Annotated in this window: 13 protein-coding genes and 1 tRNA gene; all 14 read right to left on the reverse strand. The window is 52.0% G+C overall.

Annotation, left to right across the window (positions count from 1 at the left end; all coding sequences use genetic code 11):
- Positions 1-17: 17 nt before the first annotated feature.
- Positions 18-109 (reverse strand) — tRNA-Ser (locus tag BAA01_15900).
- Positions 110-248: 139 nt separating this feature from the next.
- Entirely contained in the window at positions 249-608 is a 360-nt protein-coding gene (locus BAA01_15905) for a PemK family transcriptional regulator (GenBank protein OUM90330.1), read from the reverse strand.
- 3 nt (positions 609-611) lie between these two features.
- The gene (locus BAA01_15910) at positions 612-893 is read right to left on the reverse strand and encodes an antitoxin (protein OUM90408.1); all 282 of its coding nucleotides are present in this window, start codon (positions 891-893) and stop codon (positions 612-614) included.
- Positions 894-1,025: 132 nt separating this feature from the next.
- The gene (locus BAA01_15915; GenBank protein OUM90331.1) at positions 1,026-2,183 is read right to left on the reverse strand and encodes an alanine racemase; all 1,158 of its coding nucleotides are present in this window, start codon (positions 2,181-2,183) and stop codon (positions 1,026-1,028) included.
- Between the two features lie 155 nt (positions 2,184-2,338).
- Complete coding sequence (locus BAA01_15920; GenBank protein ID OUM90332.1) at positions 2,339-3,355, reverse strand: hypothetical protein; 1,017 nt, start codon at positions 3,353-3,355, stop codon at positions 2,339-2,341.
- 98 nt (positions 3,356-3,453) lie between these two features.
- Positions 3,454-5,022, reverse strand: coding sequence for a hypothetical protein (locus tag BAA01_15925; GenBank protein OUM90333.1), 1,569 nt, complete (start codon positions 5,020-5,022; stop codon positions 3,454-3,456).
- A 79-nt stretch (positions 5,023-5,101) separates the two neighbouring features.
- Positions 5,102-5,548, reverse strand: a complete 447-nt coding sequence (locus BAA01_15930) for a holo-[acyl-carrier-protein] synthase (GenBank protein ID OUM90334.1) — start codon at positions 5,546-5,548, stop codon at positions 5,102-5,104.
- Positions 5,549-5,681: 133 nt separating this feature from the next.
- Positions 5,682-6,353, reverse strand: a complete 672-nt coding sequence (locus BAA01_15935) for a DUF2642 domain-containing protein (GenBank protein OUM90335.1) — start codon at positions 6,351-6,353, stop codon at positions 5,682-5,684.
- Between the two features lie 25 nt (positions 6,354-6,378).
- Positions 6,379-7,752 carry an arsenic transporter gene (locus tag BAA01_15940; GenBank protein ID OUM90336.1) on the reverse strand — a complete coding sequence of 458 codons (1,374 nt, stop codon included), beginning with the start codon at positions 7,750-7,752 and terminating at the stop codon, positions 6,379-6,381.
- Positions 7,745-7,981, reverse strand: a complete 237-nt coding sequence (locus tag BAA01_15945; GenBank protein ID OUM90337.1) for a hypothetical protein — start codon at positions 7,979-7,981, stop codon at positions 7,745-7,747. The genes BAA01_15940 and BAA01_15945 overlap by 8 nt, the downstream gene beginning before the upstream one ends.
- Positions 7,978-8,817: a hypothetical protein gene (locus tag BAA01_15950; protein OUM90338.1), complete on the reverse strand. Its 840-nt coding sequence runs from the start codon at positions 8,815-8,817 to the stop codon at positions 7,978-7,980. Before BAA01_15950 ends, BAA01_15945 begins: the two co-directional genes overlap by 4 nt.
- A 177-nt stretch (positions 8,818-8,994) precedes the next feature.
- Positions 8,995-9,645, reverse strand: a complete 651-nt coding sequence (locus tag BAA01_15955) for a hypothetical protein (GenBank protein OUM90339.1) — start codon at positions 9,643-9,645, stop codon at positions 8,995-8,997.
- Positions 9,646-9,974: 329 nt separating this feature from the next.
- Entirely contained in the window at positions 9,975-10,784 is an 810-nt protein-coding gene (locus tag BAA01_15960; protein OUM90340.1) for an MBL fold metallo-hydrolase, read from the reverse strand.
- 221 nt (positions 10,785-11,005) lie between these two features.
- Positions 11,006-11,965, reverse strand: coding sequence for a thioredoxin-disulfide reductase (locus BAA01_15965; protein OUM90341.1), 960 nt, complete (start codon positions 11,963-11,965; stop codon positions 11,006-11,008).
- Positions 11,966-12,140 lie beyond the last annotated feature (175 nt).

Genomic DNA, 12,140 nt, shown 5'->3' on the forward strand with positions numbered 1-12,140 from the left:
TTTGTTGTACTTATATATGGCGGAGAGAGAGGGATTCGAACCCTCGCTGGGCTTTGAGCCCACTAACGGTTTAGCAAACCGTCCCCTTCAGCCTCTTGGGTATCTCTCCACGAAGTTACGATACACTTAAAAGGCCGATGAAACCGGTGTCTTTCTATCCCTTTCACCTTGCTCCGGCCATTTGATTATAACATGGCCACCGTTCAATTTCAACGCTCGATTTCAACTGCCGTTCAACGGCAAAGCGTTTAAAAGTCAATAAGCCCCAGGCTGATCATCAGGGCCTCGTCCACCTTGCTCATCGTTTCATGATCCAGGTGGGTGATCTTGTCGGTCAACCGCTGCTTGTCAATGGTCCGGATTTGTTCCAACAGGATCACCGAATCCCGATCAAAGCCATGCGTCTTGGCTTCAATTTCCACATGGGTGGGCAGCTTGGCCTTTTGGATCTGGGCAGTGATCGCCGCCACGATCACCGTCGGTGAAAAGCGGTTTCCAATATCGTTCTGAATCACCAGTACCGGCCGGACGCCCCCCTGTTCCGATCCGACCACAGGAGATAAATCGGCAAAATAGACATCTCCGCGTTTGACATGCGTCGGGGCCAAGTTTTACACCCCACTTACAAGACGATCCAGAGTGTGGTCGGCCTCCTCTTCCGCCGGAAATGCTTCAGCCGCCATGTTGAGGTTGATATGCGCCATTTCCATATAGCCCCTCTGCATCGTTTCCCGGATGTTCCGCTTTTTGCGCTCCTGGAGGTAAAACCGCATCGCCTGGCGAATCAGTTCGCTGCGGTTGACCTTTTCTTGTTTCACCAGGCCATCCACCTCTTTCAAGAGGTTCTGTGGCAAGCTGATCATGATCCGTTTTGTGTGATTGGAATTGGACACCATAAGCACCCCCAACACCTTCAACCCTGTCATGAAAAACTCAGCTTCATTGCACTTGCGCTGTCAACATTTTGTCACCAGGTCGATTCTATCACACAACCCCCGCCCGGTGCAATGATACGGCGGGTGGCCCTAACGATACACCCGTGGCACCCGCTTGCCCACCATGCACAGGACCTCGTACGGGATCGTATCCAGCCAGTCAGCCAGTTGCTCCACAGGCAGAACCTCTCCGTCCTGTTCGCCAAACAAAACCGCTTCGTCCCCCTCCTCAATCCCGGAATCCTCCGGCAGCCGGACCATCAGCTGATCCATACATATCCGGCCGACAACCGGACAGCGCCGCCCACGGATCAGGACCTCCCCGATATTGGACAGCCGGCGGGAATAGCCATCGGCATACCCGACCGGCAGAGTCGCAATCCACTCCGCCGTGTCCTGAACCTGATAAGTGGCCCCGTAACTGATCGTCTCGCCCTGAGGTACCCTTTTGACCATCGCCACCCGCGTCTTCCATTGCATGGCAGGCTTTAACACCAGACGTGAGCGGGAAACTTCCGGTGACGGGAAGATGCCATACAAACTGATTCCGATGCGCAGCATATCAGACGCGAGATCCGGCAGATCGATCGCCGCTGCGCTGTTGGCGCAATGAAGAATGGACGGCTTTAAACGGCGCCGCTCCAGCTCGCGCACCATGGCCATAAAGGTTTCGTATTGCTGCCGGGTAAAGCGCTTCTCTGCCTCATCCGCCGTGGCAAAATGGGTATACAGCCCCTGCACGTCGATCCAGGGCCGTGAAGCGGCCAACTGAATCAGCCGTACGACGTTCTCCGTTCCCTTGATGCCAATCCGGTTCATCCCGGTATCCGCCTTCACATGAACCGTAAGCCGCTTGCCCATCTTGCCGGCGCAAGACGCCATTTGCAACAGGTTGGCCTCCTCGTAGACGGTCAAGGCCAGTTCGTGGCGCACTGCTGCCTCAATGGCCTCCTCCTCGCGCGTTGTCCCCAACACCAAAATGGGCGCCTTCACGCCGGCCTGGCGCAGTTCCAGCGCCTCCTCCACAAAGGCCACCCCCAGCCAGTCGGCTCCTGCCTCCAGGGCGGCTTTGGCCACCGGAACAGCGCCATGTCCATACGCATCGGCTTTGACGACAGCCATCAGCAGTTTATCCGGATAGAGGCGGCGGAATTGCCGCATATTATGAACGATTGCCTCCAGGCTTACCTCAGCCCACACGGGCCGGAAAAAGCGAAGCTTTTTTGAAGACACTACGTTGGATTCCATGAGGCACTGGTCACTCCCCTATGATTTGAGACTAACGAAAAAGGCGGCAAATGTCTACCACAAAACCGGAAACGGCTCTCAAACAGAAAAGCCAGGGTCACCCCTGGCTTGCAAACCGAAGTTGGGACATCTTCTTGAGACGGTGATGCCGACGATTATTTTCCAACGCTGCCCGCAACCGATTGGGCCACACGAATCATTTCCTCCAGCGGCAGGTTCCCGGACAGCTGATACTCCACCCCGTCTGTCATCCATTGCAGCGTTTGTTGCTCTCCGCTCATGAACACACCAATGGAGTGTCCCAGGTCCACCGGCTCGCCAAATGGCAGATGAACCGTGGCCGCTTCCGGACGCTGCTCCAGCAGGGTAAACTTGTAGGCGCCGTCATATTTCAGGATGACGACGCGGCTGTCACCCTTCATCACTTCCGCCTCTTCCTTGAGCTTGACACCTTCCGGCAGATATTTGGGCAGAATGATGCCAAAACTGCGCGTTTTATCGGACGCCTTTGAGGCTGTCGGCACCGCTTCCTTATCGGTGCCCAGGCTCATGTTTTTCTCCAATTGAAACTCGTTCGCGTCCACTTCCGCATTGGCCGTGAACTTCTCAAATTCCATCACGACCAGGAGATTGCCGCTGGAATCCAGCGCCTCCACCTTCAACGGCGTGTAATCCTTGGGGTTCAGCCAAATCCGTTGGCTGGCCAGTGTCCGGTTCTGGTAATTGGTCTTGGTCTCAAACACGTAGGCGTGCTCTTTTTTCTCAAAGCGGCGTTCCTTGTCCTTGATGATATCCTGCACCAACGTCTCATACAAATAGGGTTGCGGATTGGAATTCGGCCAGTCACTGCGAAAACGGAAGCTGCGGTTGACGGAGGGGGTCAGCACAAAAACCCCTTCATCATTGCGCAAAATGATCTGACTGATGTCCTGCTCCTTGTTGCTCAAGGAAACCCGGTAATAATGTGGCTCCTTGTAAGAAACCTCCACGTGATACACCCGCGGTTGTTCCGAGGTGTGCAAGGTAAGCACCCCGGTCGCATGGTAGCTTTTCAGCTTCTCCGTACGTTTGGTCAAGTCGGAAACCACGCCGTCGGCCGATTTGCCGCCACACCCGGCCAACAACAGGAATGCACCCACAACGATGGCGATTATCCTCACTGTCTGTCGCATGCAATCATCCCCTTTCCCCGCTTTGGGCAGGTATTCCCGCCCGTTGATTCGGGAAATGTGTCGGATGTTGTGGACAGCAGGAGGCGGTCAGATGACGGTCACGATGGGCGCCCTTGCAATTGGGCAAAGGCGGAACCGATCTGTGAGATGATGGACTGCGGCTTGCTGCTGTGGGGAGAGGGAACGGCCGCCCTTTCACCGGCCAGACCATGCAGGTACACGGCTGAACAAACAGCTGGCGCCAATGGCAGTCCCTGGCCGAGGAACGAGGCAATCATCCCTGTCAGCACATCGCCCGAACCCGCTTTTGCCAGGGATGGCGAGCCTGTCTGGTTCAGATACACCGCTCCATCCGGCAGCGCAATGACGGTGTAGGTTCCCTTGAGGACCACACACAGGCCGTGCTCTGCCGCAAAACGGGAGGCAACCTCCCAGCGCCGGCGCTCGACCTCGGCCACGGTGGTCTGGCACAGGCGTGCCATCTCACCTGGATGGGGAGTAAGGACCGTGGGCAACGCTCGCCGCAGCCGGAGAAGATCCGGATGCGCGGCCAGCATGTTCAGTCCGTCGGCGTCCACGACCAAGGGAACAGGCAAGGACAAGACGGCCCGCAGCCACTCCCGGGCGCTGTGCAGGCGCCCCGTCCCCGGTCCCAACGCCACCGCCGTCACACGGCGATTCACCAGCTGAACCTCGAGATCCGATGGCCACCGTCCGGCAGCAAACTTTCCCCCTTCTTCCGGCCAGGGCCAGAAGAGGGCAGCCGGCTCCAGGACAGATACCCGATCCAGAATCGTCTCCGGCACAGCCAGCGTGACATACCCCGAGCCGCTGGCCAGGGCGGCGGAGGCGGCAAAAACCGGCGCCCCGACCATCTCCCGGGAACCTCCGATGACCAGGACATGGCCGTACGTCCCTTTATGGGAATGGGCTTTGCGTACAGGCAACCAGCCGGCCACCTGATCCTCGGTCAACAACCTCCCCTGCACACCGGCACGCTCCGCCAACCAAGACGGGATGGAGATGTCAGCCACCACCAGCCGGCCGCGATATCCAGCGCCGGGAAAGAGGTAGTGCCCCCGCTTCGGACAGGCAAAGGTCACCGTCAAATCAGCTTGCACGGCGATGCCTTCCACCGCACCGGTATCCGCATTGACGCCACTGGGGATGTCGGCCGCCACAACAATGGCAGGGGAAGCGTTGAGCCATCGGATAACCTCTGCCATGTCTCCCTGGATGGGGCGGTTCAGCCCGACGCCAAACAGGGCATCCACCACCAGTTCGGCATCATCGAGATGGCGGCGCAACGCGGCCAGGTCCATGGCGGATTCGGAAACTACCCTGACTCGCTGCACATGCTCCCCCATCCGCTGCAACACCTTCAGATGCAAGGCGCTTTCTGCGGACAGACGTTCCTCCCTGCCCAGAAAACAAAGCGTCACACTGACACCCTGGTTGGCGAGCCAGCGGGCCGCCACAAAGCCATCCCCGCCATTGTTCCCCGCGCCGGCCAGCACCAGCACACGGCGGACATCCGGGTAGTGCCTCCGGATCTCACGCGCCAGCGCAGCACCCGCATTTTCCATCAAGACGGCGGGAGGGATTCCCAGTTCCTCCATCGTCAGGCGATCCATCTGACGCATCTCCTGCGCACTCACCAGATACACAATCTTCCCTCCTTGCCGTTATCATCTATATGTCCATGCCCCCTGAGATATGCGAACAAGCCCCGGCATGTGCGCAATCTCAGACATCCGAACAAGCCTCCGCCACCGCTTGCGCAACCAGGTAATTCCGTTCATGCGAAAGGGAGACGTGGATGCTGAGCCTCTCCCACATTCCAGGCGCATCATCTCCGATTCCCCCCGTCCCTTTTTGCGCGGACAAAAAACCATTCAATCGCCTTTTCGCCGCTTCCGACAGGAAAACAGTCGGCCGTCCCCCTTCCTGGGAAGTCTCAAGATCCTGCCAGCCGAGCCAAGCGCCAATTCCGGTGCCAATCGCCTTGGCCACCGCCTCCTTGATGGCAAACCGCCCGGCGAGGTACTGCAACTGCCGCTGCCCCGTGTAAGTTTGATACGTATCCCTTTCTGCGGGGGTGAGAATCCGCCGGACAAAGCGTTCCCCTTGACGGGACAGAACCGCTTCGATCCGACGGATGTCCACCAGATCGATGCCAGTGCCGAGTATCATGCCTCACACCTCTTTCATCAACCAGCCAACTTCATCCATCCGCGTCCCGTTTCTTATCCCCATCATACATTTCCTGCCACAAAAAAAACAACGTCACCCTTTCTTCGGGTAACGTCCGCTTCTTTCCGACACTTCAATTTAGATGCGGAAAATTCACCATCTTGATATGATGAATGTTCCAATAAATGGCCGTTTGATCAGCAACGACCAGTTCGGCTAAATGGTGATTCGTGCTTTTCAGCAGTCCGATTTTATCAGGATTGCTTCCCAGATCGAAAACGGCAATTTTCCCTTCCATACTTTTCAACTGCTCTTCAAATGTTCTGTACAATTTGACCTGTGTCGGATGAACCGGCAAATCCTTTTTATCCATTGTATACGGCGATTGGTTTTCGGGATAAGGAATGAGCCATTTGAGATGAAACATCGGAATAAACAACGTGTTATGAACGGGGGAAAAGAAGACAAAATAATCGGTTTGCACACTTGTGACATAACCGTGAATGGACTGGTTGCCGGCGACAAAAATCTCGACGAACATCCCTTTTGATGCCTGCAAAACTTTCCGGTAAGACAAGTCGTTTTCATCTTCCAAGCGGTTATAATCGGGTTCGGATATTTGTTGGGACTTATTTGCGACAAGCCTGACGTTTTGAATATGTCCAAATGGAATGTACACATAATTAACCCCGTCGTAAACGACGACGATATCCAGGCCGTAGTCAATCAAGATCCCGACACGCTCAATGTTTCCCGAAATTTCTAACTCAACCGTTTTCCCAATCATTGAACGCAAATAATTCATGACAGGTTACCTCTTTCTATTGATTTTAAAAAATAACGTACGTTGTCCACAAATAAAGGGATAACAAGCTCAGGAGCAAGCCGATCGGAATCACGTAGATGGTCACTTGCAAATATTTTCCCCAGGTCATTGGGATTTTGTATTGCCTTAATGTATGAAACCACAGCAACGTAGCCAGGGTTCCCATGGGCAACATCAGTGAGCCGATATCCGCGCCGATGACATTCGCCAAATAGGCGACTTGTAAGGTTTGGTGGTCCAAGCCCATTTCGGTGATGGACATGGTTCCGATCATAATCGTAGGCAGATTATTCAATAAATTGGACATGACGGAAACCAGCAGCCCCATGATAAATACGGCATACAAATGGTTTTCTCTCACTTTTTCCCCAATGGTGTCAACAATGAACGCCGTCATTCCCACATTATGGAGCCCGTAAATGATCACGTACATGCTGAATGCGAACAACAGGATATGCCAGGGGCTTTTCTTCAACACATCCATCGCGCCGACTTTTTTCCTGTGCCATCTGATGGCAATCAGCAACATCGCGCCGATGACAGCCGGCCACTCCGTGGGAACACCGAACGGAGCAAGAACAAAAAAGCTGATGCGGGTGAATACCACGACGCCAATACAAATTCGAAACATTTTCCAGTCAACTGGTCCATGTTCCTGCGATTTAGGCGACAATGGATGGGGATATTTTTTCGAAGGATAATCCGACATTTGCGACTTCAGATGGAACATGTTGAAATGGTCTTTTATTTTGACTGGCATATCCTCTTTGAAAAAGACATATAGAAATATGGCAATCGATGCAATGCCAATCATCGAAGGGACAAACATCATCGTTGCATAAGAATTTAAATCCAGCCCGACTATTTTCAATGCGATCAGGTTCGCCAAATTGCTTACGCCAATGGGTGCGCTGGCTGCTGTCGCGACCAATGCACCCGATAACAGATAAGGAATTTGCTGATGCGGCTTCAACTTGAGCAACGTAAGCGTCTGAATGATGATCGGCGTTGTAATGAGGATACTGCCATCATTGTTAAAAAAAAGGGTCATCAAAAAGCAAAGCAAATTGATGTACCAAAAAAGCAAGATCCCAGATCCTTTTGCCTTTATCGCCAAGTTCATTGCCGCCCAGCGAAAAAATCCGATGCTTTCCAGGACGATGGACATAACAATGGTGGACAAGATGGTGATGGAAGCTCCGCTTACAATTGTGAATATATTGAATATATCTGCCAGAGGTACAATGCCGAACAGAAAGATGACGCAAGCTGCAATGGTCGAAGGAACCGCTTCATTGATGCCAAACGGCCTCCACATGATAAAAAGCACCGTAAGTGCAAAGAGGCTGAACATCATCAAAGTTTCTATATTATTCATGTGCATTCTCCATACTTCTTACCGATTTGTTCATAAAATGGTATCGGATGATAACCGGATTGGTCTGTTGAAATCTTGGTTTATAATTCATGAATTGAAACTGGGATGGAAGCACAGGCTCCAGGTCGGCTGTCAACGCCTCGCTGGTTTTCGGGTTGGTCGTTGTCAGCGGCCTTAAAAGTACATACAACAGCATGCCGCCGATGAATAGTATGAACATCATCATCACATGGCCCACCTCCTTTCAGGGCCTTTTGCATTGCCGTATATGCCTGGCGCAATCCATACCATCGGATAACCCGTTTTTGAATGTCCCGTTTGATAGGTTCTGGAACGCCAAACGATGCTTCTCTGTTTCGTTTTTCCTCTTGACGAGCGATAACCCAAATATTTCCTTTTGCTTTGTATTCTGACAACGGTTCGTTTGCTGAAGTGATTCATTTTTTTAACTTTTTCTGAAATTTTATTGTAATATTCTGAATGATAGCGTGTCTGCTCTGTTTCTGCTTTCGCACCCGCTGGGGACCCTGCTGCGGAGGTGATCGCTTCGCCTTCCGCCAATTCCGTCATGGCGCCTCCTGTTTCCTCGCTGCCTTTTTCGCTGTCCGAGATGTTGTTCGGAGCTTCCGCCACCTTGTTCAGATCGCAACGAATCGTTTTGATGTGAAATATGGGTACAAATATCACTTCATGATCATCAACGATGACAACATCTTGGTCGTGCAAATGAACCAGAACCCCGCCGATGTTTTCCGGTCCGCCTCCGTTAATCTGGACGCGCCGATACATCATCTTGTTCAGGACATCCCTGAACGTCATTTCGTGTTGCGATGATGGAGCTTGGCTTTCAACTCGATCCCGTGAACAGGCGCTCGAAAAGCTGTCCGTTGCAATACTTTTCACATGGTGCGTTTGGCAGTATATTTCCTGATCGTCGGTCATCAGAACCAGATGGTCATCATTGACGGTAATTAGCCTTCCATAATGCGAATCAGACCCGCCGCGATTGACACGTACCATTTGATTGTTCAACCCTCTGAGCTTTTCCGCGATAAGACCATGCATGGATACCCTCCCTCCACTTATCATGGAAGTATATTTTTACTACATAACTATTCATCCAATCATGATGCTGCTTGATGAAACCGCCCCTTCATGCATTCCCTCCCAAAAAAAATCCACCCCGGTTTTGGTAGGTGGTTAAGAGGGACAATGGTCATGTTTGCTCTGTTCAACTTACTCTTACTTGTGCTTGCTATGATTCCCCTTTTCTTTGCGCTCACCCTTTTCCTTATGCTGTTCCTTTTCCTTGTGGTTATCCTTTTCTTTGTGATCACTCTTTTCTTTGCGATCATCCTTTTCCTTGGAATGATCCTTATCTTTTTCTTTATTTTGATTATCCTTTTCTTGATTGTTCTCATTCTCTTCACTGTTCTTGTTCTCTTGTTCCTTTTTCTTGATTCCGTAGCTGATATTTCGTATATGGAAGGTCATGACCCGTATCACTTCATTTCCGACAACCAATGTCACTTCCGCGTCATTGGCATCGACAAGCACACCTTCGATTTTTTCCGGTCCCCCGCGGTTAACCTGCACCCAACGGTATTTCATATTTTTCATGACCGATAAAAAATCTTCCGCATCGATATATTTTGGTAATACCAATGGTGTTTCATCCGGATTCTCCATAAGAAGATCTTCCGGATTTTCCCTGGAGTCCAAACTCAAACTTTTAATATGATCGCTTTTGTAATAGAGCATGCCTTCTTCTTCGTGATAGACCACAACATGGTCCTTCTTTACCGCCACCAGTTTCCCTATTCTGGCCTCAGGCCCGCCCCGGTCGACGCGAACCGACTGACCTATCACCAAATTTAAACCGGTCTGATCCACATGGTTCATTCCTTTCTTTTATGAATTCATCATGCCTTATTTTCCATCACAACCTTTTTCCTGGTGGTTAGGATGATGCGCTGCACGGCTTCATGTCCATCTTTTCAACCATAACCCTTTCCTTTTCCTGGCATAATCATCACCCCCTAACCTGATTTCTTGATCCAATGTATGTCTTCCGCTCAACCATGGAATAAACGCATATCTTGATACAAATAACCATCTTTCGAAAAATCCGGTGAAAAAGTCCGAACCACCTGGCATTCTTTGAACCAATGTCTTTGAAAAATCGCTGGCAAAAAAGCCGGTACCCGATGGGCACCGGCCTTCTACTTCATCCCGGCCAGTTCTTCCACAATGGATCGCACCATATGGACGGAGTCGAACCGGCCATCGGATATTGAAGTAATTGGGAATTTGTCCGGGAAAAGTTGCTGGTCAATTTCGGCGATGGCATAGCCTTGCTGAAAAAGGGATGATACTTTCCCAACCATCTCTTCCAAATAATCCAATTTCATTTGCAACATCTTCTTTCCCTCGGAGAGGTAGCCTGCATGGCAGCAATAAACCGATTGAAAATCGTAAGCAAGCACTTTCCGAAGGGAACGCATCATCTGAGGAACAGACTCATGGCTCATGATCACCTTTGGTTTGGGAGTAATGAACAAGTCTCCTGAAAACAGGATCCCCAACTCCTCGTTCAGCAACACGACGTGATCGGGCGCATGACCCGGGGTCTCAATGACCCGCCATGTGTAGTGAAGGGAATCAATGGCCTCACCCAACGGGAGCGCTGTAAACGGATCTCGCTTCCCCCACAAGGCCTCCCGAAAGGTTCCCGCATAATCACACGGCTCTGAACAAAAAGCAACCGCACCGGGATGCACATATATCGGAACACGCTTATTGTTTTCCAGCCATCCGGCCGTACCGATATGATCGTCATGGGTATGTGTCAACACGACCATTTCAATCGGATTCGACTGATAAAACGGAATCAACGCTTTTTCAAATACTTTTGCCGAGGCATCCACCACCATGCCATCGAAGAAAAACAGGTAGACGCTCCAAGGCATCCCGTAAGCAGCATGCGTCCCTTGCACACATGCAACACCATTGTGCGTGGCGACGTCGATCACATCACATTCCCCTTTTCTTTATCTGGCATATCCTCACACGGCTGAAGCCCGTGGGCATTCTCTGCCGGGTTCATGAAAATTTTACCATGATATTTCATATATTGGAATAATTAAAAAACCTCTTTCAACCAACTCTTTCAACCAAATAATAAAAAAGGGTCCCTCATATATCATGAGGAACCCATCACTATTCCTTGCTGCAGCATCCAGGCGGCCGAAACTCAAGCCTCCTGCGGCTGGTCGGCCAACGATTCGATGTAATGATAGGCTTCCATCGCCGCAATGGCGCCATCCGAAGCGGCGGTGATGATTTGGCGCAGCGTCTTGTCACGCACGTCACCGGCGGCGAATACCCCCGGTATCCCGGTCCGCATCTGCTCATCGGTCCGAATGTACCCGGTCTCCGTGAGGAACGGCGCATCTTCTGGCAAGAACTGGGTGTTCGGCTTCATGCCGACGTAGATAAACACCGCGTTGGCCGGAAGAAAGGTCTCCTCACCCGTTACCCGGTTGCGAATGCGCACACCTGTCACCAGTTTCCCGTCCCCGACAATTTCTTCTACAACGCTGTTCCAGATGAAGTTCATCCGTTCATTCTCAAAGGCGCGTTTCTGCAGAATCGGCTGCGCCCGGAGCTTGTCGCGGCGGTGAATCAACGTCACCTTGTTAAAACGGGTCAAAAAGGTCCCTTCTTCAACCGCTGAATCACCGCCGCCGACGACCACAATCCCCTTGTCCATTCCCGGACGCTTCTCGCTGAAAAAGGCCCCGTCACAAATGGCGCAATAGGAGACGCCACGGCCCGCATACTCCTCTTCCCCCTTGACGCCCAGCTTTTTGGCCTCTGCGCCGGTGGCAATGATGATGGCGCGTGCCTGCAATTGCTCCTCTCCGAGATCAACCACTTTGACGGGTCCGTCCAGCTGGACGGAGCGAATCTCTCCGTACTTTTTTTCCACCCCGAAGTCATCCGGGTGGGCACCCATCACCTCCGATAACTCGGGGCCAGTCGTATGGCGGATACCCGGGTAGTTCTCCACCTCTTCCGTATTCTGCATTTGACCGCCATAGAGGCCTTTTTCTACAATCACCGTCTTCAATCCGGCGCGTCCTGCGTACACCCCGGCAGACAAGCCTGCCGGACCGCCCCCCAAGATGATCAGATCATAGAGCTCTGCCATTAGGCATCCTCCTCATCAACCTCATGCAAGACGATCTTGTCCTTCGTCAACTTTGCACCACTTTACGGCGAATGCTCATTATTCCGCAAATACCACTATCCCTATCCTTTTCGATACATCTATTCTATCCGAACCGAGGATGAAATGACAAATGTTAAGGATACTTGTCAACACC

This window comes from Bacillus thermozeamaize, assembly GCA_002159075.1.
Lineage (GTDB): Bacteria > Bacillota > Bacilli > ZCTH02-B2 > ZCTH02-B2 > Bacillus_BB > Bacillus_BB thermozeamaize.

What these genes read in the sequence shown, in the direction of transcription:
- BAA01_15930 (OUM90334.1), bottom strand. Translation starts at nt 5,548, where the DNA reads ATGATACTCGGCACTGGCATCGATCTGGTGGACATCCGTCGGATCGAA.
- BAA01_15920 (OUM90332.1), bottom strand. Translation starts at nt 3,355, where the DNA reads ATGCGACAGACAGTGAGGATAATCGCCATCGTTGTGGGTGCATTCCTG.
- BAA01_15935 (OUM90335.1), bottom strand. Translation starts at nt 6,353, where the DNA reads ATGAATTATTTGCGTTCAATGATTGGGAAAACGGTTGAGTTAGAAATT.
- BAA01_15915 (OUM90331.1), bottom strand. Translation starts at nt 2,183, where the DNA reads ATGGAATCCAACGTAGTGTCTTCAAAAAAGCTTCGCTTTTTCCGGCCC.
- BAA01_15950 (OUM90338.1), bottom strand. Translation starts at nt 8,817, where the DNA reads ATGCATGGTCTTATCGCGGAAAAGCTCAGAGGGTTGAACAATCAAATG.
- BAA01_15940 (OUM90336.1), bottom strand. Translation starts at nt 7,752, where the DNA reads ATGAATAATATAGAAACTTTGATGATGTTCAGCCTCTTTGCACTTACG.
- BAA01_15965 (OUM90341.1), bottom strand. Translation starts at nt 11,965, where the DNA reads ATGGCAGAGCTCTATGATCTGATCATCTTGGGGGGCGGTCCGGCAGGC.